Genomic DNA, 24,590 nt, shown 5'->3' with positions numbered 1-24,590 from the left:
CCTCGGACCGGGACGTGCGGCGCACGGGCCCCCGGGACGCCGCGCCTACGATGGGCGCATGCCCCTGACGACCGACCCGACCGCGCTCGCCGAAGCGGTGCGCACCGCGCTCGAGGGCGTCCTCGACCCCGAGATCCGCCGGCCGATCACCGAGCTCGGCATGGTCCGGTCGGTCGAGGTCGACACGACGACGCTGCCGGGCGGCGCGCGCGTCACGGTCGGCATCGACCTCACGACCGCGGGGTGCCCGCTCAAGGACACGATCACCAAGGACGTGACGGCCGCGGTCCAGCCGCTCGACGGCGTCGCGGAGGTCCGCCTCGCTATGGGCGTGATGTCGGCCGAGCAGCGCGCAGGCCTGCGCGAGCGGCTGCGCGGCACCGCCGAGCCGACGATCCCGTTCGCGCAGCCGGGCTCGCTGACCAAGGTCTACGCCATCGCGTCCGGCAAGGGCGGCGTCGGCAAGTCGTCCGTCACGGCGAACCTCGCGGTCGCGATGGCCGCGGACGGCCTGCGCGTCGGCGTGGTCGACGCGGACATCTACGGGTTCTCGATCCCCCGCATGCTCGGCGTCACCCAGCCGCCGACCAAGGTCGACGACATGCTGCTGCCGCCGGTCGCGCACGACGTCAAGGTCATCTCGATCGGTATGTTCGTGCCGCCGGGGCAGCCGGTCGTGTGGCGCGGGCCCATGCTGCACCGCGCGCTCCAGCAGTTCCTCGCGGACGTGTTCTGGGCCGACCTCGACGTGCTGCTCCTCGACCTGCCGCCCGGCACCGGCGACATCGCGATCTCCGTCGCGCAGCTGCTCCCGACGTCCGAGGTGCTGGTGGTCACGACGCCGCAGGACGCCGCGGCCGAGGTCGCCGAGCGCGCGGGGTCCGTCGCGCTGCAGACCCGCCAGCACGTGGTGGGCGTCGTGGAGAACATGTCGTGGCTCGAGCAGCCCGACGGCTCGCGGCTCGAGATCTTCGGGGCGGGCGGCGGTGCGCGTGTCGCGGAGAACCTGTCGCGGGCGACCGGCTCGGCGGTGCCGCTGCTCGGGCAGGTCCCGCTCGACGTCGCGCTGCGGCAGGACGGTGACGACGGCACCCCCGTCGTGCTCGCCCACCCCGACTCCCCCGCGGCGGTCGCGCTGCGGGACGTCGCGCGGGCTCTCGCGACGCGGTCGCGCGGGCTCGCGGGCAAGCCGCTCGGGCTGTCGCCGGTCGGCCGCTGACCGCCTGACCGGCGCTGCACCGCGCCCGCACGCGCGACCCGCCCGCCGAGCGCCCGCGCCCACCGCTGCGCACACTGGCAGGACGCCCGTCCCCGACCGACGCGCGCCCGGGCGCCGGACCCGCGCTCGTCGCACTGTTGGTTCTTGTTCGATCCTGGTGGATACTGTGCAGGTGCTCGCGTCTCAGCGTCAGGACCGCATCCTGGCCGAGGCGCGCCTGCACGGGGCCGTGCGCGTCGCCGACCTCGTCGAGACGCTCGACGTCTCCGACATGACCGTCCGCCGCGACATCGCCGAGCTCGCGCGCGCGGGGCTCGTCCGCCGGGTGCACGGCGGCGCGCTCGCGATCGACCCGGCGGGGCACTCCGCCGTCGAGCCCGCGTTCGCCACGAAGCTGGCCTGGGCCGCCGCCGAGAAGGCCGCGATCGCGCGCGAGGCCCTGACCCTGCTCGGGCCCGGCCAGTCCCTCGCGCTGTCGGCCGGCACGACGACCCACCTGCTCGCCCGCCTGGTCGCCGCCGACACCGCCCTGCGCCCGCTGACCGTGGTGACGAACTCCCTGCACGTGGCGGACGTGCTGCACGGCGCACCCGCGTCGCCCGCGGGCGGCACGCTCGAGGTCATCCTCACCGGTGGCGTGCGCACCCCGTCCGACGCGCTCGTCGGTCCCGTCGCCGACGCCGCCCTCGCGAGCCTGCGCGTGGACCACGCGCTGCTCGGGGTGCACGGGCTCGACGCGGGCGGCGCGACGACCCCCAACGTGCTCGAGGCCGCCACCGACCGGGCGCTCGTCCGCTGCGCCGCGCACGTCACGGTGCTCGCCGACCACTCCAAGTGGGGCGTCGCCGGGCTGGCCCGCATCGTCCCGCTCGACGAGATCGACGTGCTCGTGACCGACACCGGGCTGGGCGCGCACGCCCGGGCCACGCTCGAGACGGCGGTGGGCGAGGTCCGCCTCGTCTCCCCCGACCCCCTCCCCGAGGAGCAGCCATGACCGACACCGCACCCACCCCCGGCGCCCCGCGCGTGCGCCGGACCGCGACGACGATGGCCGACGGCCGCGAGCTCGTCTACTTCGACGACTCCGAGCCGTACGTCTCGGGTGCCGCGACCCGTCGCCTCGACGACCCGCGCCCGCTCGGCGACCGGTTCACGCCCGTCGCCCCTGCGCCCGGCGTCCCGGCCCCCGCGACGTTCGCCGGCCCGGAGATGCGCCGCGACCCGCTCACGGGCGACTGGATCCCGATGGCGTCGCACCGCATGAACCGCACCTTCCTGCCCGCGGCCGACTCGTGCCCGCTGTGCCCCGCGCGCCCCCCGACGTCGGGCACGACGTACTCGGACGGCGAGATCCCCGACACGGACTACGACGTCGCGGTGTTCGAGAACCGGTTCCCGGCGCTCATGCAGGTCCCCGGCGTGACGCTCGAGGACGGCTGGCAGGTCGACGGCGAGGAGCTCTGGGCCGCGCGCCCGGCCGCCGGGCGGTGCGAGGTCGTCTGCTTCAGCTCGGACCACACGAGCTCGTTCGCCGAGCTCGCGCCCTCGCGCGTGCGGACGATCATCGAGGCGTGGGCCGACCGCACGGCCGAGCTCTCGCGGCTGCCCGGCATCGAGCAGGTGTTCTGCTTCGAGAACCGCGGCAAGGAGATCGGCGTGACCCTCCCGCACCCGCACGGGCAGATCTACGCGTTCCCGTACGTGACCCCCCGCACGCAGGCGATGCTGACCCAGGCCGCCGCGCACCGCGAGCGCACCGGCCGCAACCTGCACGCCGACGTGCTCGCCGCCGAGCGCCGCGCCGGGACCCGCGTCGTGCTCGAGTCGGAGCACTGGACGGCGTACGTGCCCGCCGCGGCGCGCTGGCCCGTCGAGGTGCACCTCGCGCCGAACCGCGACGTCCTGGACCTCCCGGGGCTCACCGGTGCCGAGCGCGACGACCTCGCGGTCACCTACCTGGAGCTCCTGCGCCGCCTCGACCGGTTCTTCGTCGAGCAGGACGGCACGGCGGTCCCGCTGCCCTACATCGCGGGCTGGCACCAGGCGGTGGTCGGCGAGGGCCGCGACCTCGGCCGGCTGCACCTGCAGGTGTTCTCGGTGCTGCGCGCCGCGAACAAGCTCAAGTACCTCGCGGGCGTGGAGTCCGGGATGGCGGCATGGATCAGCGACACGACGCCCGAGCGGATCGCGGCGCGACTTCAGGAGGTGGCCCTGTGACGGTCGAGCGCGTCGAGGCGTGGACGCAGGACGAGGGCTCCGCGCGGGCCCGGGCGCTGTTCGTCGAGCGGTTCGGCGAGGAGCCCGACGGCGTGTGGTCGGCGCCGGGACGCGTGAACCTCATCGGCGAGCACACGGACTACAACGGTGGCCTGTGCCTGCCCATGGCGCTCCCGCACCGCACCTACGTCGCGCTGCGGCGCACGCCGGTGCCCGAGGGACGCGCGTCCGGGGTCGTGCGGCTCACCTCGGCGCAGGCGGCCGCGGGCGAGGTCCGCGAGGTCGCGATGTCCGACGTCGCGCCCGGCGCGGTCGACGGCTGGCCCGCGTACGTCGTGGGCGTCGCGTGGGCGCTGCAGCAGGCCGGCGACCTCGACGAGGCTGCCGGCGGGTTCGACGTCGCGGTCGACTCCTGCGTGCCGTTCGGCGCGGGGCTCTCCTCGTCCGCCGCGCTCGAGTGCGCCGTCGCGGTCGCGCTCGACGACGTCTTCGGGCTCGGGCTCGCGGGGACGCCCGGCGACCCGGGCTCGCCGGACGACGCCGGCCGGGCACGCCTCGCCGCCGCGTGCGTGCGCGCCGAGAACGAGATCGCCGGGGCACCGACCGGCGGCATGGACCAGGCGGTGTCGCTGCGCGCGAGCGCCGGGCACGCCCTCGGGCTCGACTGCCGCGACCTCTCGGTCCGGCAGGTGCCGTTCGACCTCGCGGCGCACGACCTCGCGCTGCTCGTGATCGACACGCGCGCCGAGCACGCGCTCGTCGACGGCCAGTACGCCGCGCGCCGTGCCACGTGCGAGGCGGCCGCCCGGCGGCTCGGCATCGCGACGCTGCGGGAGATCGACCCCGTCGCTCTCGACGAGACGCTCGCCGCGCTCGCCGCGGACGCTCCCGAGGGCGAGGACGCCGACGTCACGGTCCGCCGCGTGCGGCACGTCGTCACCGAGATCGCCCGCGTGCAGTCCTTCGTGGACCTGCTCGACGCGGGGCGGGTGCGCGAGGTCGGCCCGCTCATGGACGCCTCGCACGCCTCGCTGCGCGACGACTACGAGGTCTCGGCCCGCGAGCTCGACGTCGCGGTCGCCGCGGCGCGCGAGGCCGGTGCGCTCGGGGCCCGCATGACGGGCGGCGGGTTCGGCGGCTCCGCGATCGCGCTCGTCAGGGCGACGGCCGTCGACGACGTCGCTGCCGCGGTCGCCTCCGCGTTCGAGCGCGAGGGCCTGCGCGCCCCCGCGTTCCTCGTCGCGACCCCCGCGGAGCCGGCTGCCTGACGACGTCCCGACCCGGCCCCGGCGCCGTCCCCCACGGGGGTCGGGACCGGGGCCGTCGTGCACCCGGCCGAGGCCCCGCGCCGGCGCACCCGGCACCGGGACGGCTCCGCGAGCCACTGACCTGCGCGAGCGCCCCGGGGCGCGGCCTCGGCGCGCGTGCGACCCCGGGGGGACAACCGTCCCGCCCTCGTCGCAGGGGAGGACCAGGGCGCGACGACGGAGTCATCCCCCAGGCGGAGGCGACGCCCGCGAGCGCGTCGCTAGGTTTCGGCGTGCGGGGGCGGCCCACGTCGCCCCCGTCCACGCCGACAGAGGAGCAGGACCGTGGGGGTCACCCGCAGGATCATCTTCCCGACCGTCCGGATCGTCCTGTGGGCGGTGATCGCGGCGGCGCTCGTCAAGCTCGCGTTCGCCGGCTCGGAGGTCACGACCACGTCCGACGCGCTCGAGCCGTCCGGGCAGATCACCGAGCAGTACGTCGAGGTCGGCACCGGGACCATCACGAACGCGGTGACCGTGCAGGGCGCCGTCGTCGCCGACCCGGCCACCACCGTCAAGGCCACGATGGCCGGCACGGTCACCAAGCTCCTGGCCACGAACGGCCAGGCCGTCGCCGCCGACACCCCGGTGCTCGAGGTCACCCTCGAGACGCCCGTCGAGCCGACCACGACGACGAACGCCGAGACCGGCGAGCAGACGGTCAAGCAGAACAAGCCGAAGGTCAAGCGCGAGACGGTCAGGGCCGGCACCGCCGGGACGCTCACGCTCACGGCGCTCAAGGACCAGGTCGTCGCGGTCGGCGACCCGATCGGCTCGGTGTCCCCGGGGACGCTCTCCGTCTCCGGCACGCTCACCCCCGAGCAGCAGTACCGCCTGCTCGGCGCCCCGGCCGAGGCCCAGGTCACGCTCAAGGGCGGCCCGGCGCCGTTCACGTGCACGGGCCTGCGGCTCGGTGCCGCCGCGCAGCCGCCCGCGACGGCTCCCGACGCCACGACCGTGGCCGACCCCGGCGCACCGGCCGAGCCGGTCTCCGGCACCGTCACGTGCGCCGTCCCCGCCGGCGTGACCGCGTTCGCGGGGCTCGGCGCCGACATCGCGATCACCAACGGCACGGCCGAGAACGCCGTCGTCGTCCCCGTCTCGTCCGTCCAGGGCTCGGTGCAGAAGGGCAACGTGTGGGTCGAGGTCCCGGGCGGCGAGCCGGAGATGCGCGCCGTCGGGCTCGGCCTGACCGACGGGGAGACCGTGCAGGTCACCGAGGGGCTCGCCGCGGGCGACAAGGTGCTGCAGTTCATCCCGATCGGTGACGTCTCGGGACCCGTCGACTGCGGCGACCCGATGCAGTTCGACCCGGCGGTGTGCGGCGGATGAGCCTGCTCGAGCTCACCGACGTCACCCGCTCGGTCCGCCTGCCCGACGACCGCGTCCTGGAGATCCTGCGCGGCATCACGCTCTCGGTCGACGCGGGCGAGCACGTCTCGGTCGTGGGCCGCTCCGGGACCGGCAAGTCGACGCTCCTCAACATCCTCGGGCTGCTCGACGCCCCGACGTCGGGCGAGTACGTCCTCGAGGGCGCGTCGGTCGCGCGGCTGTCCGGCCGGGCCCGTGCCCGCCGTCGCGGCGACGACTTCGGGTTCGTCTTCCAGCAGTTCAACCTGCTCCCGGGCCGCACGGCGCTGGAGAACGTCGCGGCGCCGCTGCTCTACGCCCGCGGGCGGCAGTTCTGGCGCCGCAAGCAGCTCGCCGTCGAGATGCTCGAGCGCGTCGGGCTCGGCGACCGGCTCGAGGAGAAGCCCGAGAAGCTGTCCGGCGGCGAGCAGCAGCGCGTCGCGATCGCGCGAGCGCTCGTGCGCCGGCCGCGCGTGATCCTGGCGGACGAGCCGACCGGTGCGCTGGACGTCGACACCGGCGGGGAGATCATGGCGCTGCTCGACGAGATCGCCTCGGAGTCCGGGGCCGCGCTCATCGCCATCACGCACGACCTCGCCGTCGCGGCCCGCGCCCAGCGGCACTACCGGCTCGCCGACGGCGTCCTCGTCCCGATCCGTCTCAACGCGCCGGGCCGCGTGACCGAGTGGGTCGGCGACGTGCCGACCGACCGGCCCGACGACGCGACGGCGGTGCTCGCATGAGCGGGTTCATCGGCACGGTCGTCGAGGCGTGGGACGAGCTGCGCATCCACAAGCTGCGGGTCCTGCTCGCGCTCGTCGGCGTCGCGGTCGCGGTGACCGCCATCACCGGGGTGACGGCGATCGTGCAGATGCTCAACCAGGCGACGCACGAGATGGCCGAGCGCTCGTCGGGGAGGTCCGTGACGCTCGACATCTCGGCGTACCCCCAGGGCGCGTCCGCACCCAGCACCGCGCAGTACACCGCCGAGTTCGACCGGCTCGTCGAGCGGTACGGCATCGAGCACGCGAGCCGGCAGATGTGGACCGAGCTGCCGTTCCGCTTCCCGACGGGCAGCCGGCCCGTGCAGATGCAGGTCGTCGACCCGGAGTACGGCACGATCATGCGGCTGGTCCCCGAGGAGGGGCGCTGGTTCACCGACGCGGACGCGGACCGCTACGCACCGGCCGTCGTCGTGAACGAGGCGTTCCTCGACGCGCTGGGCGTGGCCGGCGTGTCGGGGCACCCGACCGTGCTGCTCGGCGGCGACACCCCGGTCCGCACCGAGGTCATCGGGGTGTACCCGAACATGTGGCCCGAGGCACCGCCCGAGGCGTACCTGCTCTTCGACCACTACGAGCGGTGGGCGACGCCGTCGACGGCGTACGGTCCGGCCGTCCCGACGCTCAAGGCCTGGGTGCCGCCGGACCTCGCGCAGGAGATGCAGCCGGTCCTGACGCGTGACCTGCGCGCCTCCCTGCCCGGGACGGACGTCAACGTGATGCTCCCCCAGGAGAGCTGGGGCGCGATCGACGGCGCGATGCGCTGGGCGGCGCTCGGCATCGGCGCGGTCGCGCTCCTGCTCGGCGGCCTGGGGCTCGTCAACATCGCGCTCGTGACCGTGCGGCACCGCATCCGGGAGATCGGCATCCGGCGCAGCTTCGGCGCGACGTCGGGCCGCATCTTCTTCGGGGTCCTCATGGAGTCCGTCGTCGCGACGGTCGTCGCCGGCCTGGTCGGCATCGTGGTGGCGGTCGCGATGATCAAGAACCTGCCGATCGAGCGCGCGCTGGGCACCGGGATCCAGGACATGCCGCCGTTCCCGGTCTCGGCCGCGCTGACCGGCATGGCGTGCGCGACGGCGGTGGGCGCCCTGGCGGGCCTCATCCCGGCGACCGTCGCGGTGCGCGTCAAGGTCATCGACGCGATCCGCTACTGAGCCCGGTGCGGGGTCCGTGCGACCTGCGGACCCCGCACGCGGCACCCGGTCATCCCCGAGAGTGATCCGGAAACCGTGCGGAACCGGTACGTTCCCGGAGGAATCGGAACGCCGACGGACGCCGAGGAAGGCACCCTCATGAGGACCCACACCCTGACCACCGCCGCAGCCGCGGTCGGCTGCACCGTGCTCCTGCTCGTCGGGGGGTGCAGCTCCGACAAGGACCCGAAGGACGCCACGACGGTCAGCGAGGACGAGAACGGGCCGCTGAGCGCCTACTTCGACGACGTCATGGGCAGCATGGAGGACCAGGACTGGTCCGAGATGGGCCGCCGCTCGGAGGAGATCGTCGCCGCGTGCATGCGGGAGCAGGGCTTCGAGTACACGCAGCAGGACATGTCGGCCGTCACGGAGACCATCGAGGAGGACCAGGAGGACGCCGACCGCTACGGCACCGAGGAGTACGCCGCGGAGAACGGGTACGGCATGTCGACCTCCTACGAGACGCCGACCGAGGGCGAGAAGGAGTGGGTCGACCCCAACGCCGACTACGTCGCCGGGATGTCGGAGCAGGAGCAGGCGGCCTACTACGCCGCGCTGTTCGGCGACCAGGCGGCCGGCGCCGAGGGCGAGGCGCCCGCGGGCGACTGGACCACGCAGGGCTGCCAGGGCAAGGCCCAGCACGAGGTGTACGAGCAGGGCCAGGCGTGGGCGGACCCGGAGTTCGCGAGCCTCCAGGAGGAGATGACCGCGCTGTACGAGCGCGCCGCGAGCGACCCGAAGATGGCCGAGGCGAACGCCGCCTGGGCCGCGTGCATGGCCGACGCCGGGTACGCCGACCACGCGACCCCCGAGGACGCGGTCAACGCGATCTCCGAGGAGTTCAGCACGCTCATGTCGCTGACGACCGAGGAGGCGCCCGAGCCCGACCCGGCCGCGGTCGCGGAGTTCAAGGAGAAGGAGATCGCCACCGCGGTCGCCGACGCGCGCTGCAAGGCGTCCACGAAGCACGAGGAGAAGGCGCGCGAGGTGCAGTTCGCCCTCGAGCAGGAGTTCGTGGACCAGCACAAGGCCGAGCTCGACGCCTGGTCCGAGAAGTACTCCACCGCCGACGGCGAGTGACCGACGGCGACCGACCGACCGACGAGGACGGCACGACGACGTGAAGCACGCAGGGGGCAGCAGGACGATCTGGGTCATGGCGGTCGTGGCCGTCGTGAGCCTCGCGGCGGGTCTCGGCCTGAGCCGGCTCATCGAGTCGCCGGCCCAGGCCGCGGCCGACGCCGCACCACCCGAGGCGGGGCCGATCACGGTCCCGGTCGAGAGCAGGGTCATCGCGAACGACGTGACGCTGCGGGGTGACGCCGTGTACGACGACCCCGCCGAGGTGCGGATCGAGACCGGCGACGCCGACGGCCCCGCGGTCGTCACCGGGCACGTGCCCGACGTCGGCGCGACGCTCGACGCCGGGAGCCTCGCGCTCGAGGTCGCGGGTCGCCCCGTCGTCGTCCTGCCCGGCGACCTGCCGACGTACCGCACGCTGCGCGCCGGGGTGACCGGGCCGGACGTGAGCCAGCTCAAGGCGGCGCTCCGGGCGCTCGGGATCGAGGGCGGCGACCCCGCCGACCCCACGTTCGACGCCACGACGGCACGGGGCGTCGAGGCGCTGTACCAGAAGGTCGGCTACGAGGCCCCGGCGCCGTCGAAGGAGACGAAGGAGCAGGTCACCCTCGCCACGTCGGCCCAGCGCGACGCGCAGGAGCAGCTCGCGACGGCGCAGCGTGCGCTGTCGAAGGCGGGCGGCGGCAAGCCGGCGTCCGAGCTCATCGCGCTCGAGACCGCGGTCACGGTGGCGACGGCCCAGCTCGCCGAGGCGCGCGCGCTCTGCGACGCTCCCCCGCCGGTGAGCCCCGACGGGGAGCCCGGCGCGGCCACGTGCAGCCAGAGCGCGGTCGCCCGCGCCCAGGGCGAGCTCGACGCGGCGGTCGCGGCGCGCGACGAGGCCAAGGCGGCACCCGACACCTCCGCGGAGAAGGCGCAGGTCACGGCGGCGCAGCGGGCCGTGACGGAGGCGAAGGCCGCGCTCACCGAGGCGCAGATCGCGGTGCTCACGACGCTCCCCGCGAGCGAGGTCGTGTTCCTGCCGTCGCTCCCGCGCCGCGTCGACGAGGTCACCGTCAAGCGCGGGGGCACGATCAGCGGCCCGGTCATGACGGTCTCGGGCGCGTCGCTCGAGGTCGTCGCCTCCGCGGCCCGCGCCGACGCGGAGCTGCTCACGGTCGGGACCGTGGGCTCGATCACCGTCGAGGGTACGGAGATCCCGGTGACCGTCGCCGAGGTCGCCGCGGGCGTCGAGGACGCCGGGTCCGCCGACGGGGACGCCGGCGCCGAGGGCGAACCGGCGGGCGGCGGCTCGGGCGACGCCGACGGGCAGGCCGCGGGCGCGGGCCGCTACACCGTGACGCTCACGCCGGGGACGCTGACCCCCGAGCAGCTCACGCTCCTGCAGGGCACGAACGTGCGCGTGCGCATCCCCGTCAGCTCGACCGGCGGCAAGGTGCTCGCCGTGCCGATCGCTGCCCTCACCGCCGGACCGGGCGGCGAGTCGCGCGTCGAGGTGCTCGGCGCGGACGACGAGAGCAGCCTCGTGACCGTCGAGACGGGGCTCGCCGCGGGCGGGTACGTCGAGATCAAGGGCGCCGACGCCGAGCTGACCGAGGGCGACCTCGTGGTCGTGGGTGCGCGCGGGGCAGCCGACGCCGGCGACCCGAGCCCCACGGCCACCGAGGCCTCGGCGGGATGACCGTCCTCGAGGTGTTCGGGGAGGCCCCGGTCGAGGAGCCGGCGCCCGCGGTCATCGAGCTCGCCGCGCTGACGCGCGCGTTCCCCGGCGACCCGCCCGTCGAGGCTCTGCACGCGGCGGACCTGCGCATCGAGCGCGGCGAGTACGTGTCGATCATCGGGCCGTCGGGCTCGGGGAAGTCGACGCTGCTGCACATCCTGGGCCTCCTGGACCGGCCCACGTCGGGCGAGTACCTGCTCGACGGCGTCCCGACCGGCACGGCGTCCGAGCGCGAGCGGTCGGCGCTCCGGGGCGGGCGGATCGGGTTCGTCTTCCAGGCCTTCCACCTCCTGCCGCACCGGAGCGTGCTCGACAACGTGATGCTCGCGACGCTGTACAGCGGCGTGCCGCGCGCGGAGCGCCGCGACCGGGCGCTCGAGGCGCTCGACCGCGTCCACCTCTCGCACCGGACCGGCTTCCTGCCGACCGTGCTCTCGGGCGGCGAGCGCCAGCGCGTCGCGGTCGCGCGCGCGGTCGTCGCCTCGCCGCGCGTGCTGCTCGCCGACGAGCCGACGGGCAACCTCGACACCACGAACTCCGCGGGTGTGCTCGACCTGTTCGACGAGCTGCACGCCGACGGCCTCACGCTCGTGGTCATCACGCACGACCCGGCCGTCTCGGCGCGCGCGCAGCGGCGGGTCAGGATCTCCGACGGCACCCTCACGGAGCTCGCATGAGCGTCCTGGCGGGCGCGCAGCGGGTGCACGCCGGCGACGGCCCGCGCGGGACCGACCGCTTCTCGGTCCGCGACCTGCTGACCGAGGCGACCTACGGGATCGGCGCCCGCCCGGGGCGGCTCGTGCTGACGATCCTCGGCACCGTGCTCGGCATCGCCTCGGTGGTGGTCACCGTCGGGCTCGCGCAGACCGCCGCGGGCCAGATCAACCGCCAGTTCGACGCCGTCGCCGCGACGCAGGTCGTGGCCGCGCCGGCGACGACCCGCGGGGCGGACGGCACCGAGCGGGCGAACGCGCGCCTGCCCTGGGACGCCGAGGCGCGGGCCGTGCGCCTCGCGGGCGTCGAGGCGGCGGGCACCCTTGCCGAGGTCGACGTCGAGGGCGCCGCCGTCACCGCCGTGCCGGTCAACGACCCGTCGCAGCCCGCGGGGGTCGCCATCCCCGTCGTCGCGACGTCGCCCGGCCTGCTCGACGCGGTCCGCGGCGAGGTCGTCACCGGTCGGTACTTCGACTCCGGCCACGACGACCGGGCCGACCGCGTCGTGGTGCTCGGGGCGCGGGCCGCCGAGCGGCTCGGCGTGCACCGCGTCGACCGGCAGCCGTCCGTCTTCATCGGCGAGACCTCGTACACGGTGATCGGCATCGTCGACGGGGTGCAGCGGCGGGGCGAGCTCGTCGACGCCGTGATCCTGCCGCAGGGCACCGCGCGGGCCGACTTCGGCCTCGCGTCGCCCGAGCAGCTCCAGATCAGGATCGCGGTCGGCGCCGGGCCCGTCGTCGGCGAGCAGGTGCCCGTCGCGCTCGACCCCAACGCGCCCGACGGGTTCAAGGTCCAGGTCCCGCCGACCGGCTCGAAGGTCCGCGAGAGCGTCCAGGCCGACGTCAACGCGATCTTCCTCGCGCTCGGCGCCGTGGCGCTGCTCATCGGCGGGCTCGGGATCGCGAACGTCACGCTGCTGTCCGTGATGGAGCGCGTCGGGGAGATCGGCCTGCGCCGGGCGCTCGGCGCGACGCGGCGGGACATCGGCGCGCAGTTCGTGGTCGAGTCCGTCGTCGTCGGGCTGCTCGGCGGGCTCATCGGTGCGGCCGTCGGTGTCGCCGCGGTCGTCGTGGTCTCCGCGGTGCAGTCGTGGACGCCGATCCTGGACACCGTCGTGGTGCTGCTCTCGGCACTCGCCGGCGGCGTGATCGGGTTGCTCGCGGGGATCTACCCGGCGCTCAAGGCCGCGGCGATCGAGCCGATCGCGGCGCTGCGCGGAGGCATCTGAGCCGACCGGTGCGTGGTCAGCCCGCGGGTCGGTCGCGCCGGAGCCGGCCGGCGTCCTCGTGGACCGCGTAGAAGATCGAGTACGGCGTGCCGTCGGGGTCGGCGGGCCGCGCGGCGAGCTCGTCGAAGAGCTCCTGGACGCGCCGGTCGAGCTCCGCCTTGCCCGCGGCGTCGAGCCGGACGCCCAGCCGGGTCGTCCCGACGCTGTCCGGGTCCGCGAGCGCGACCTCCTCGAGGAACGTGTCGATGAGGACGCGGCTGAACGCGTTCGGGTGGCGGGAGTGCCAGGAGCGGCCCGTCGCCCGGTACGGGACCTCGCGCGAGCCGCGGGCGCCGCGCCGGACCGGCTCGGCGGCGAGGTAGCCGCGGTCGACGAGCGTCCGGACGTGGTGCAGGGTCGTCGCCGGGTTGCGGCCCAGCCGCTCGGCGAGCTCGCGGTTCGTGAGCGCCTCGTCGAGGCACAGCCGCAGGATGCGCAGGCGCAGCGTCGAGGCGAGGGCACGCGCGTCGGCGTCACGCTCGCGGGTCTCGGCGTCCTGCTCGGTGAGGTCGGCGCCCGGGCCGGGCTCGTGGCGGTCCGCGTCCCGCCCGCGCCGGGCGTCGTCACGCTCGCGCCGGGCGTCGTCACGCGCGCGCCGGTCGTCGTCACGCGCGCGCCGCGCCCTCTCCCGCTCGCGCCGGGCGTCGTCCCGCTCGCGTTGGTCATCGTCCCGCTCGCGCGACGAGTCACCCCAGACCTCGTCCCGCTCACGGGCGGACTCGTCGCGGGCCGCGTCCCGCTCGTCCCGGGCCGCGTCACGCTCGTCCCGGGCTGCGCCCCTCTCGCGCCCCGCCACGTCCCGCTCGCGCCGGGCCTCGTCCCGCTCTCGCTCGGCCGCATCCGGCGTCCGCCCGCGCGCCGCGCTGCCGCCCGTCCCGGCGAGCACCCCGCCGGCTCCTTGCGCATCGTCGACCACCGTCCGATCCTAACCACTGATTGACACTTCCCAATCAGTCGCGCGATGCTGCATGCGTGAGCACCCCCGGCCCGGACCCCGCGCCCTCGCCGCCCGCAGCCGCAGCGGCCCGGCGGCGCTCGCTCGCCTTCCATCCCGACTTCCGGCGGCTGTGGACCGGCGACGCGCTCGGTCAGCTGGGCGCGCAGCTCACCGGGCTCGCGCTGCCCGTGTTCGCGGTCCAGCACCTCGGCGCGAACGAGTGGCAGATGGGTGCGCTCGGCGCCGCGGAGACCGCCGCGTTCCTCGTGATCGGGCTGCCCGCGGGCGCCTGGATCGACCGCATGCGCAAGCGACGCGTCCTCATCACGGCCGACCTCGTCCGGGCGGTCGTGCTCGCCGCGGTCGTCGCCCTCGCGCTCACGGGCCACGCGTCGATGGGCGTGCTGTACGGCGCGGCGCTCGTGCTCAGCTGCGCGAGCGTCTTCTTCGACATCGCCCACCAGAGCTACGTCCCCGCGCTCGTCGGGCTCGAGCACGTCGTCGAGGGCAACTCCAAGCTCCAGGCCACGCAGTCGGTCGCGATGGTCGCCGCGCCGGCGATCGGCGGCGCGCTGCTGCGGGTCATCTCGGCACCGCTGCTCATCGTCGTCAACGTCGTCACGTACGTGGTGTCGGCGTTCGCCGTCGGGCGGATCCGCCACGTCGAGGACCTGCCCGCGCGTGGTGAGCACCCGCCGCTGCGGGCCGCGATCGCCGAGGGGCTGCGGTTCGTCGTCCGCCAGCCGCTGCTGCGCCGGATCGTGGCCTGCACCGGGCTCGGCAACATGTTCCACGCGGTCGGCGAGGCGCTCGTCGTCCTGTACGCGCTGCGTCACCTCGGGCTCGACCCGGCGGGGCTCGGGCTCGTCTTCTCCGCCGGAGCCGTCGGCGGCCTCCTCGGCGCGCTCCTCGCGGACCGGCTCGCGCGGTGGGTCGGCGAGGGCCGGATCATCCCGGTCAGCGCCCTGTTCTTCGCCCCGGCGTACGCGCTCACCCCGCTCGCGTCACCGCTGAGCGACCTCGGGATCCCCCCCGAGGTGCCCCTCGTCGCGGGCGGCGCGCTGCTGTCGTTCTGGGTCGTCGTCTACAACGTCGCGCAGGTCAGCTTCCGGCAGCGGCTGTGCCCGCCGACGCTGCTCGGGCGCATGAACGCCTCCGTACGGTTCGTGGTCTGGGGCAGCATGCCGCTCGGCGCGATCCTGGGCGGCTGGCTCGGCAGCACCGTGGGCGTGCTTCCGACGCTCTGGTTCGCGGTCGCGGGCGTCACGCTCGCCGCCGTGCCCGTGCTCGCGTCGCCGCTGCTCGGGATGCGCGAGCTCCCGGGCGCCGACCGGCCCGTCGCCGCCCCCACGGACGACCTGCCGTCCGGCGTCCAGCCGTCGGCCGACCGCTCCACCGGCGAGCCCACGCCCCGGCACTGAGCGCCGGCGCGCACCGGCACGACCTCGACGGCCGTCCGCCGCCAGGGCCGCGCGGGCCACCGCGACCCGCGGGGCGACGTCCCCGTCCGGGCACGGCGCTGATGCCGGGTGCCGGGTGCCGGGTGCCGGGTGCCGGGTGCCAGGCTGGTGACGTGGCCGGCACACCGCGCGACGTCGAGGACTTCTTCGCGGGCGATCCCGTGGGCCTCGAGACGTTCCGCCGCGTCGACGCGGCCCTCGCCGCGCAGCACGACGACGTCGTCGTGCGCGTCTCGCGCAGCCAGGTGGCCTTCCGGCGCCGACGGGGCTTCGCCGCCCTCTGGGTTCCCGGCCGCTACCTGCGCCGGGCCGCCGCGCCGGTGGTGCTGTCGGTGGCGACGCGCGAGCGCATCGACTCCGACCGCTTCAAGGAGGTCGCGCACCCCGGCCCGTGGATGCACCACCTCGAGGTCACCGACCCGGCTCAGGTCGACGACGAGGTGCTCGGGTGGCTGCACGCCGCGGCGGACGAGGCCGGGGGGACCGGCTGACCTTCCGGGCCGGCACCGCCGTTCCTACAGCTCGTACCCCACGACGACCGGGGCATGGTCGCTGAACCGCGCGGCGTACGCGTCCGCACGGTCGACCTCGACGGTGCGTGCCAGGTCCGCGAGCGCCGGGGTCGCGATCTGGTAGTCGAGCCGCCAGCCCGCGTCGTTGTCGAACGCCTGGCCGCGCCAGGACCACCACGTGTACGGTCCGGGACCCTCGCCGCCGTGCTCGCGCCCGAGGTCACGCCACCCGAGGTCGTCGAACCAGCGGTCGAGGTACGCGCGCTCCTCGGGCAGGAAGCCCGCGGACTTCTGGTTGCCCTTCCAGTTCTTCAGGTCGACGTTGCGGTGCGCGATGTTGATGTCGCCCGCCACCACCGCGAGGCCCCCGCCCGCTGCGATCTCGGACATCCGCGCCGTGACCGCCTCGAGGAAGGAGTACTTCTCCTCCATCGACGGCGTGCCGACCGTGCCGGAGTGGATGTACGCCGAGACGACGGTGAGGGTGCGCGCCGGGGCGTCGTCGGTGGCGGCGACCTCGAGGTCCGCCTCGACCCAGCGCCCGGTGTCGCACGCGTTCCCCGTCGCGAGGCCGATCCGGATCGCGGACATCGGCAGGCGCGAGGCGATCGCGACTCCCGCGCGGCCCTTGAACTCCGACGCCTCGTGCGCGAGGTCCCACTCGGCGGTGGGCAGGAAGTCGCTCAGCAGCTCGTCGGGCGCGCGCACCTCCTGGAGCAGCAGCACGTCGGGCTTGCGGGTCGTGAGCCAGTCCCCCATGCCGCGCTTCCAGGCGGCACGGATCCCGTTCACGTTCACGGTCGCGATCGTCAGCACCGGACCATCCAACCCCATGCCACCGACACCCCCGGCCTCCGGCGGGCGCGACGCCGGTCACACCCGGGCGCGATGGCCTCCTCGTCGGGCACCGCGCCGGCGCGTCCGCCCCCGAGCCCCGCGGCCCCGAGCCCCCGAGCCCCGCCGCCCGCGGGACCACCCAGCGCGGACAGCACGACGGGGTGCCGGCGCCTCGCGGCACCGACACCCCGTCACCGGCTCGCGCCGGGTCACTCACCCACGGTCAGGACTTCTTCTTGACCTTGACCGTGATCTCGTTGCTGCTCGTCGTCCCCGCGGCGTTCGCGAGCTCGACGCGGTAGCGGTACGTGCCCGCTGCCTTGCCGGTGAACGCCGTCGACGCGGACTGCGCACCCGGGCCGGTGCCCGTGAGCGCCTGGGTGTCGACGAGCACGTCGTTCTCGTACAGCCGGTACTCGGTCGCCGCCGTGCCCCACCACTTCGTGGCGGTCACGGTGTACGTGCCGTCGCCGTCCCAGTTGTCGTGCGCGAGCGACGGCTTGCCGGGGTTGGCGTCCGTGACCTTGACCGTGACCGAGGTGGTCGTGGTCGTGCCCGCGGCGTTGACGAGCTCGCCGGTGTACACGTACGTGCCGTTCGCGCGCCCGGTGACGTGCACCGAGGCGAACTGCGGGAGCGGGGACCGGTCGGTGAGCTTCTGCTCGTCGATCAGCACCCCGTTCTCGAACAGGCGGAACGTCGTGCCGTTCTGGCCCCACCAGAGCGCGGCCGAGATGGTGTAGTCGCCGTCCCGCAGGCCGGTGTCCCACCCGTTGTCGCTCGCGAGCGTCGCGCGGCCCGGCGGCACGGTGGCTACAGGACCGCCCGCCTCGACGGTCACCGGGATCGTCACCGTCGTGCCCGACGGCGTCGCCACGAGCGTGAGCAGCACCTCGCCCTCGACGTCGTCCGGCACGGTCAGCTCGACCGACGCCGCCCCGCCCGAGACCGGGATCTCGACGGGGGCCGCCGCGCTGCCGGCCCACGTCGCGGTGAGCGACGTGTTCGCCGGGCTGCCGAGCGACGTGAGGTCGAGCCTCGCCACGTCGAACGCGACCGTCTCGCCCTGCGTCGCCTCGGTCGGCAGGCCGGTCACCTGGACCGACTGCCGCGCGAAGTCCGGCGAGACCGGCTGGTTGGCGCTCAGGTACGCGATCCACGCGTCGCGGTCGACGAGACCCGAGTCGCGCGGGTCCGTGCCCTCGGTGAAGACCCGGAAGTTGTCGCCGCCCGTCGCGAGGAACGAGAACGTCCCGACGCGGTACGACGCCTCCAGGTCGATCGGCTGACCGTCGACGGTGACCGACGTGATGCGGTCGCCCTCGGGCAGCGCGGGGTCGAACGTGTACGTGACGTTGTCCGAGAGGCCGAGCTGCAGGTAGGGGCGCGACGGGACGTTGCCGTCCTTGTCCCGCTGCCACTGCTGCTCGAGGAGCGTCACGAACTGCTCACCCGTGAGCGAGACCGTCCACAGGTTGTTGAGGAACGGCAGGACCGCGTTCGCCTGGGCGTACGTGATCTCGCCGTCCGCGGCCGGGCCGGGCGGGGTGTAGGAGGACTGCTTCGCGAACAGGTCCGCGCGCAGGCCGCCGGGGTTGACGACGCCGATCTGGGCGCCGCCACGGGCCGGGTCGCTCAGGCTGGCCTTGAGCGCGTCGGCCACGAGCCCGCCGAGGGTCGACTCCGACGCGCGGTCCCCGCTCGTCGTGCCGGTGTACGCGGTCGTGATGTCGGCGGAGATGCTGCCGACGACCTTGTTGCCCTCCGCCTGGGCGACCAGCAGCGCGGCGTCGACGATCGCCTTGACCTCGGCGACGCGCGGGTACGCGGCGGCGAGCTCGGCGGCGGGCGTCGTGGTGCGCTTGACGTTCTTCGCCTCGTAGGAGACGAGCGCGTCCGTGTCGTTGTCGACCGTCAGCGTGATGGAGCCGATGAACTCGCCGTACGAGCCGGTCTGCAGGACCGGGCGCGTCTGGCCCTCACGGCCCGGGACCGGGGCGTCCCACGCGTACTGCTTGTGCGTGTGGCCCGTGAAGATCGCCGCCACGTCGGCGTCGGTCCCGGTCACGATCTTGGCGAAGACACCGCCCGCGGCGACCTCCTCCTCGAGGGTCGCGCCGTCGGGCGTGCCCGCGCCGGCACCCTCGTGGTACTCGGCCACGAAGACGTCGGCCTCGCCGTTCGCCTGGTCGCCGTCGCTGAGCTGCGCGACGACGCGGTTGACGGCGTCGACCGGGTCACCGAAGTCGAGGCCCGCGACACCGGCCGGCGTGACGAGCGACGGGGTCTCCTGCGTCACGGCGCCGACGACGGCGAGCCGCTTCCCGGCGACCTCGAGGATCTCGTACTCCGGCAGCGCCGGCGTCGTGGTGCCGTCGAGGTAGACGTTCGCCCCGAGGTACGCCCACCGGGCGTTGGTCCGGTCGGCCACCACACGGTCGACGAGGTCGGCGAACCCGCCGTCGAACTCGTGGTTGCCCACGGCCGAGGCGCGCAGGTCGAGCGCGTTGAGCACGTCGATCGTCGGCTGGTCGCGCTGGACCGACGACGCGAACAGCGACGCGCCGATGTTGTCGCCCGCGGAGAGCAGCACGGTCGAGTCCTCGCCGTGCGCCGCGCGCTCCTGCTCGATGGTCCCCGCGACCGCCACGGTGTTGGCGTCGATGCGCCCGTGGAAGTCGTTGAGGTTGAGCAGCGTCAGCTCGGTGGTCTCCGCGGGGGCGGCGGCCGTGATGCCGAGCAGCACCGGGTCGTGGTCCGAGGACCGGTAGGGGCTCGCGTCCGTGAGGACCGTGCCGTGGTAGTTGTACCGGCTGTACTCGAGCGCGAGGGACTCGGGGGCGTTGATCTCCCAGATGTCCGCACCCGTCGAGCGCGCGAGCATCGCCTCGTTGACGAGCACGTGGTCGAGGGACCCTGCGAGCCCGCTGAAGCTGTACGAGTACTCGCCGGTGCCGAAGTGCGCGGTGACGTCGGTGTACCCGGCGTCGTACAGCACCTCGAGCGGGTCCTCGCGCGTGTAGGCGTTGAAGTCGCCGACGAGCGCGACGGCCTCGACCGGGGTGGTCGTGTAGCCGTCGAGCACGGTCGGGACCCAGGCGGCGAGGGCCGTGGCCTGCGCGACGCGGGACGCGTTCGACGCACCCTGGCCGTCACCGGCGTCGGCGTCGCCCGGGAGCGGGCCCGCCGAGCCCTTGGACTTGAAGTGGTTGACCACGACGAGGAACGGCTCGCCGCCCCCGAGCGGGGTGAACGCCTGCGCGATCGGCTCACGGGCGTTCGCGAACGCCTCGCCGGTGTCGCTCAGGTCCCCGAGGGCGCGCGGCTCGCCGAGGAGCTCGACCGAGCCCGTCCGGTAGATCAGCGCGTTGGTGATGACGTCGAGCTCGCTCGCGTCGGGCAGGTCCGCCGAGGACGGGACGTGCGCCCAGCCCGCCGACGGGTCCGCGGCGTTGAGCGCGGCGACCAGCGTCTGCGTCGCCTCGTCGGCCTGCTCGCCGAGCGCCGCCGAGTTCTCGATCTCCATGAGACCGACGACGTCCGCGTCCGTGGCGTTGATCGCCGCGACGATCTTGGCCTGCTGGCGGGCGAGGTCGCCGCCGTCCCAGGCGCCGCGCGGGCCGTTGTCGCTGCACTCGTCGACCGTCACGCCGTCCCCGGTGCGGTCCCGGTAGGGCGCGCAGCCCGCGGTGTCCGCGCCGAGCGTCGTGAAGTAGTTGAGCACGTTGAACGACGCGACCCGCAGGTCGGCGGCGCCGAGCGCCTCGGCGTCCGGGGCCGCGGTGCGCGTGTTCGTGAACTGCGTGCGCTCCGCGAGCGGCGTCGCGGCCGTGACCTGGCTCGTCGGGTTGAGCTTCCAGGTCGAGTTCCGGAAGTCGACGATCAGCGGCTGGGTGAACACCACCGGGGCGCCCACGCGGACCGGGTCGGTCAGCGAGACGTACGGCGGCGTCTGCGACGAGTTCGCCGCGGTGAGGAAGTTCGTCGTCGCGCCGTCGTCGAGCACCACGGCACGCGCCGCGTTGTCCGCGACGACCGCGGCGGCCTCGGGCGAGCCCGGGGCGGCGACGTCGGTCGGCTGGACCAGCGGGCGGTCGCCGGACGCGAGCCCGACCTCGCCGTACTGGTTCGTCGAGTACGTGTTGCTCACCGTGAAGGCGCCCGCCGGGGCGTACAGCATCGACTCGAGCGTCTCGCGCTGCGCGTCGGTCGTCGGCCACGGCGCGACCGCGGGGGTCACGGGGGCGGCCGCCGCGAGCGGCGTGACCGTCGACGCCGTGACCTGCGTCAGGCCGTTGAACTCGGACACCGTGCCGGCGACCTCGACGTGCTGGCCGACCGTCGCCGTGACGCCCGCGGGCTGGTACACGAAGATCGCGTCGGACGCCGTGCGCGTCGCCGGGTCGGTCGGGCCGCCGGTGCCGGGCGTCTGGATGACGAACCCGCGCAGCCCGCCGGCCGGGTAGGCGGCGGTGACGACGCCGCGCGTCGTGACGGTCGCGCCGACGTACGTGCTCGCCGCGCCGGTGCCCTGGATCGCGGCGATCGCGAGGGGCTCGGGGGCGGTCGTCGGGGTGGGCGTCGGCGTGGCGGTGGGCGTCGCCGTGGGCGTCGGCTCCGGGGTGGGCTGCGTTCCGCCCGTGCCCGCCGGCGTCGGGGCGCCCGCCGTGAAGTCGGCCTTGTTGTTCGCCGTGTTGGCCGCGTCCGTGCGCGCGATCGACGTCGTCGCGCTGGGCGACGGGGCGGCCTCGCCCGCGAACGCCGCGCCGGTGCCGAAGCCCACGAGGTCGACGACCGCCGGGTCGCTCGCGCACGCCGTCGTGGCGCAGGTCAGCCGGGTCGCCGACGAGACGAGGGCGACGTTGCCGTTCGTCCCGGACAGGTTGACCGTGCCCGTGGCGTCGGGCGCCGGGAGGTTCGAGACCGTCCCGGCCGTCTGCGTCGCCGCCTGGACGAGGTAGGTGCTGCGCGCGGGGACCGTGCCCGTGAGCGCGATGGACCCGCTCCAGCTCGTGCCGGCCGCGGACGCGTACTGCACCGTCCACGTGGACAGGTCGACAGCGGCGTCGGACGCGTTGTAGAGCTCGATGAAGTCGTGCGTCAGGACGGAGCCGGTGTTGCCGCCCCCGCCGTAGACCTCGTTGATCACGACCGCGGCGTCGGGTGCGACGGCGGCGTACCCCGGGGCGACCCCGGGGACGGTGAGTGCCGCGGTGGCGGCAGCGGCGACGGCGGAGCGCCGCAGCCAGGGGTGGGACAGGTGCATGCGTCGATCCCTTCGAGCGCGGACGTGCCGCGACGAGTCCGGGCGCGTCCGTCCTCGTGCGGACGGGGCGCAGGTGCCGACCCCGAGCGGTCGGCGGCACACATCTACGGGAGCCGATCGACGCGGGTGTTCGGGGGAGGTGAACCCGGTGTGAACATCTCACATCCCGGTCGTTCCGGCACGGACCGGACCGGGAAAGTTACCGGTCCGTCACATTCGCCGGGTTGCCCCGCCCGGCGGCTCGGACGCGCGTCGACGAGCCGCGCCGGGCGCGCCGAGACCGCCCTCGGGGCCGCCGTGCGGCCGGGACGGAGACGACCCCCGACCGGACGCAGCGGTCCGGGCGGGGGTCGTCAGGTCGTCGCGACGCGGGTCAGGCGTCGAGCGTGCGCTCCGCGGAGTCCACGACGTTGCTCAGGAGCATCGCGCGCGTCATCGGGCCGACCCCGCCCGGGTTCGGCGAGACCCACGCGGCGATCTCGGCGACCTCGGGGTGCACGTCGCCCGCGAGCCGGCTCTTGCCCGTCTCCGGGTCCGGCACGCGCGAGACCCCCACGTCGACGACGACCGCACCCGGCTTGACGATGTCGGGCGTGATGATGCTCGGCACGCCGGCCGCGGCGACGATCACGTCGGCGTGCCGGGTGTGCTCGGCGAGGTCGTGGGTCCCCGTGTGCGTGAGCGTGACCGTCGCGTTGACCGCGCGGCGGGTGAGCAGCAGCCCGATCGAGCGCCCGACCGTCGTCCCGCGACCCACGACCACGACGTCCGCGCCCGCGAGCTCGATGCCGTGCCGCTCCAGGAGCTCGATGATCCCGCGCGGCGTGCACGGCAGCGGGGAGCTGATCTCGTCGTTGACCCGCAGCACCAGCCGCCCGAGGTTCGTCGGGTGCAGGCCGTCGGCGTCCTTGCCCGGGTCGATCAGCTCGAGCACCCGGTTGGTGTCGATGCCCTTGGGCAGCGGGAGCTGGACGATGAAGCCCGTGCACGCCGGGTCGTCGTTGAGCCGGCGCACCGCGGCCTCGATCTCGTCCTGCGACGCCGTCTCCGGGAGGTCCTCGCGGATCGACGCGATCCCGACCTCGGCGCAGTCCTTGTGCTTGCCGTTGACGTACCAGCGCGAGCCCGGGTCGTCGCCGACGAGCAGGGTGCCGAGCCCGGGCTGCACGCCGCGCGCGGCCAGCGCGGCGACCCGCTCGGTGAGCTCGGCCTTGATGGCGGCGGCGGTCGCGGTGCCGTCCAGGATCTGTGCGGTCATGGTGTCTCCTCGCGCGGGGGCGGCAGGGTCGGGCGGCGTGCGGTCGGGCGGCGTGCGGTCACGCGAGCGGCGGTCGGGCCGTCCCCCGCGGGGTGACCGCCCGACCGCCGTCCGTGGTCAGTACTGCTGCAGGCCGGCGTACAGCGGGAACGCGTCCGCGAGCTTCGTGACCCGGGCGCGCAGGGCCTCGACGTCCGCCGACGCGCCGGCGACGAGCGCGGTCGCGATGATGTCGGCGACCTCCGCGAACTCCGTGTCGCCGAAGCCGCGCGTCGCGAGCGCGGGCGTGCCGATGCGCAGGCCCGAGGTCACGCGCGGGGGGCGCGGGTCGAACGGGACGGCGTTGCGGTTCACGGTGATGCCGACCGAGTGCAGGAGGTCCTCGGCCTGCTGGCCGTCGAGGTCCGAGTGGCGCAGGTCGACGAGCACGAGGTGCACGTCGGTGCCGCCGGTGAGCACCGAGACGCCGGCGCCCGTGACGTCGGCCGCCGTGAGGCGCTCCGCGATGAGCCGCGCGCCGTCGAGCGTGCGCTGCTGGCGGTCCTTGAACTCCTCGGTGCCGGCGACCTTGAACGAGACGGCCTTCGCGGCGATCACGTGCATGAGCGGGCCGCCCTGCTGACCCGGGAAGACGGCCGAGTCGATCTTCTTGGCGTACTCCTCGCGGCTCAGGATGAAGCCCGAGCGCGGGCCGCCGATCGTCTTGTGCACGGTCGAGGAGACGACGTCGGAGTGCGGGACGGGGCTCGGGTGCAGGCCCGCGGCGACGAGCCCGGCGAAGTGCGCCATGTCGACCCAGAGCTTGGCGCCGACCTCGTCCGCGATCGAGCGGAACGCCGCGAAGTCGAGCTGGCGCGGGTACGCGGACCAGCCGCCGATGATGACGTCGGGGCGCTGCTCGAGCGCCTTCTCGCGGACCTTGTCCATGTCGACGAGGAACGTCTCGGGGTCCACGCCGTACGCGCCGACCTGGTAGAGCTTGCCCGAGAAGTTGATCTTCATGCCGTGCGTGAGGTGGCCGCCGTGCGCGAGCTCGAGGCCGAGGATCTTGTCCCCCGCGTTGATCAGCGCGTGCAGCACCGCCGCGTTCGCCGTGGCGCCCGAGTGCGGCTGGACGTTCGCGTGCTCCGCGCCGAAGAGCTCCTTGGCGCGGCTGATCGCGAGCGTCTCGGCGACGTCGACCTGCTCGCAGCCGCCGTAGTACCGGCGGCCCGGGTAGCCCTCGGCGTACTTGTTGGTCAGGACCGAGCCCTGCGCCTGGAGCACGGCGCGCGGGACGAAGTTCTCGCTCGCGATCATCTCGAGCGTGCCCTGCTGCCGCGCGAGCTCGCCGTCGAGGACGGCGGCGATCTCGGGGTCCAGCTCGGACAGGTTCTGGTCGAGCAGGCTCATGGTTCTCCTCGCAGTCAGCGGGTGCGTGGTGTCTCCCGGCACACGGACGGGCACGCACACGAGTGGTGTG

General features: G+C 74.7%; 18 protein-coding genes. 13 read left to right on the top strand and 5 right to left on the bottom strand.

The features are described from left to right. The first annotated feature begins 58 nt into the window (after positions 1-58). The 11 genes from AB6N24_RS06575 to AB6N24_RS06525 all read left to right on the top strand — a co-directional run bounded on the left by AB6N24_RS06575 (position 59) and on the right by AB6N24_RS06525 (position 12,819). Entirely contained in the window at positions 59-1,219 is a 1,161-nt protein-coding gene (locus tag AB6N24_RS06575; protein ID WP_412868625.1) for an Mrp/NBP35 family ATP-binding protein, read from the top strand. Positions 1,220-1,391: 172 nt separating this feature from the next. Further along, the gene (locus AB6N24_RS06570) at positions 1,392-2,213 is read left to right on the top strand and encodes a DeoR/GlpR family DNA-binding transcription regulator (RefSeq protein ID WP_412868624.1); all 822 of its coding nucleotides are present in this window, start codon (positions 1,392-1,394) and stop codon (positions 2,211-2,213) included. Continuing rightward, a complete protein-coding gene (galT, locus tag AB6N24_RS06565; RefSeq protein ID WP_412868623.1) occupies positions 2,210-3,436 on the top strand; it encodes a galactose-1-phosphate uridylyltransferase in 1,227 nt (408 codons plus the stop codon). The genes AB6N24_RS06570 and galT overlap by 4 nt, the downstream gene beginning before the upstream one ends. Continuing rightward, positions 3,433-4,704 carry a galactokinase gene (galK, locus tag AB6N24_RS06560; RefSeq protein ID WP_412868622.1) on the top strand — a complete coding sequence of 424 codons (1,272 nt, stop codon included), beginning with the start codon at positions 3,433-3,435 and terminating at the stop codon, positions 4,702-4,704. The genes galT and galK overlap by 4 nt, the downstream gene beginning before the upstream one ends. A gap of 324 nt (positions 4,705-5,028) precedes the next feature. After that, complete coding sequence (locus AB6N24_RS06555) at positions 5,029-6,075, top strand: permuted SH3 domain-containing protein (protein ID WP_412868621.1); 1,047 nt, start codon at positions 5,029-5,031, stop codon at positions 6,073-6,075. After that, the gene (locus tag AB6N24_RS06550; protein ID WP_412868620.1) at positions 6,072-6,836 is read left to right on the top strand and encodes an ABC transporter ATP-binding protein; all 765 of its coding nucleotides are present in this window, start codon (positions 6,072-6,074) and stop codon (positions 6,834-6,836) included. Before AB6N24_RS06555 ends, AB6N24_RS06550 begins: the two co-directional genes overlap by 4 nt. Next, positions 6,833-8,032 (top strand): ABC transporter permease, encoded by a 1,200-nt coding sequence (locus tag AB6N24_RS06545; RefSeq protein ID WP_412868619.1) that lies wholly within the window; start codon positions 6,833-6,835, stop codon positions 8,030-8,032. The genes AB6N24_RS06550 and AB6N24_RS06545 overlap by 4 nt, the downstream gene beginning before the upstream one ends. A gap of 138 nt (positions 8,033-8,170) precedes the next feature. Beyond that, entirely contained in the window at positions 8,171-9,154 is a 984-nt protein-coding gene (locus AB6N24_RS06540) for a hypothetical protein (RefSeq protein WP_412868618.1), read from the top strand. A 40-nt stretch (positions 9,155-9,194) separates the two neighbouring features. After that, positions 9,195-10,835 (top strand): hypothetical protein, encoded by a 1,641-nt coding sequence (locus AB6N24_RS06535; RefSeq protein WP_412868617.1) that lies wholly within the window; start codon positions 9,195-9,197, stop codon positions 10,833-10,835. Next, complete coding sequence (locus AB6N24_RS06530; protein WP_412868616.1) at positions 10,832-11,551, top strand: ABC transporter ATP-binding protein; 720 nt, start codon at positions 10,832-10,834, stop codon at positions 11,549-11,551. Before AB6N24_RS06535 ends, AB6N24_RS06530 begins: the two co-directional genes overlap by 4 nt. Beyond that, a complete protein-coding gene (locus tag AB6N24_RS06525) occupies positions 11,548-12,819 on the top strand; it encodes an ABC transporter permease (RefSeq protein ID WP_412868615.1) in 1,272 nt (423 codons plus the stop codon). Before AB6N24_RS06530 ends, AB6N24_RS06525 begins: the two co-directional genes overlap by 4 nt. A 16-nt stretch (positions 12,820-12,835) precedes the next feature. On the opposite strand, the gene AB6N24_RS06520 is transcribed toward AB6N24_RS06525, so the two are convergent. Further along, on the bottom strand, positions 12,836-13,774 hold the full coding sequence (locus tag AB6N24_RS06520) for a winged helix-turn-helix transcriptional regulator (protein WP_412868614.1): 939 nt from the start codon (positions 13,772-13,774) through the stop codon (positions 12,836-12,838). A 56-nt stretch (positions 13,775-13,830) separates the two neighbouring features. On the opposite strand from AB6N24_RS06520, the gene AB6N24_RS06515 reads away from it, so the two are divergent. Both AB6N24_RS06515 and AB6N24_RS06510 read left to right on the top strand, forming a co-directional pair. Next, entirely contained in the window at positions 13,831-15,216 is a 1,386-nt protein-coding gene (locus tag AB6N24_RS06515) for an MFS transporter (RefSeq protein ID WP_412868613.1), read from the top strand. 152 nt (positions 15,217-15,368) lie between these two features. Further along, complete coding sequence (locus AB6N24_RS06510) at positions 15,369-15,746, top strand: DUF5655 domain-containing protein (protein WP_412868612.1); 378 nt, start codon at positions 15,369-15,371, stop codon at positions 15,744-15,746. Positions 15,747-15,770: 24 nt separating this feature from the next. Here the strand turns inward: AB6N24_RS06510 and AB6N24_RS06505 are convergent, their stop codons facing one another. From AB6N24_RS06505 to glyA, 4 genes are all read right to left on the bottom strand, one after another. Then, positions 15,771-16,583: an exodeoxyribonuclease III gene (locus AB6N24_RS06505; protein ID WP_412868611.1), complete on the bottom strand. Its 813-nt coding sequence runs from the start codon at positions 16,581-16,583 to the stop codon at positions 15,771-15,773. A 244-nt stretch (positions 16,584-16,827) separates the two neighbouring features. Next, on the bottom strand, positions 16,828-21,870 hold the full coding sequence (locus AB6N24_RS06500; protein ID WP_412868610.1) for an ExeM/NucH family extracellular endonuclease: 5,043 nt from the start codon (positions 21,868-21,870) through the stop codon (positions 16,828-16,830). A gap of 373 nt (positions 21,871-22,243) precedes the next feature. After that, complete coding sequence (locus AB6N24_RS06495; protein WP_412868609.1) at positions 22,244-23,128, bottom strand: bifunctional methylenetetrahydrofolate dehydrogenase/methenyltetrahydrofolate cyclohydrolase; 885 nt, start codon at positions 23,126-23,128, stop codon at positions 22,244-22,246. 117 nt (positions 23,129-23,245) lie between these two features. Further along, positions 23,246-24,520 carry a serine hydroxymethyltransferase gene (gene glyA, locus AB6N24_RS06490; protein ID WP_412868608.1) on the bottom strand — a complete coding sequence of 425 codons (1,275 nt, stop codon included), beginning with the start codon at positions 24,518-24,520 and terminating at the stop codon, positions 23,246-23,248. Positions 24,521-24,590 lie beyond the last annotated feature (70 nt).

The sequence above is a fragment of the Cellulomonas jepli genome, from assembly GCF_047229345.1.
Lineage (GTDB): Bacteria > Actinomycetota > Actinomycetes > Actinomycetales > Cellulomonadaceae > Cellulomonas_A.
Note: the sequence above shows the minus strand (reverse complement) of the source record. Positions and strands in the feature narration are given on the sequence as shown.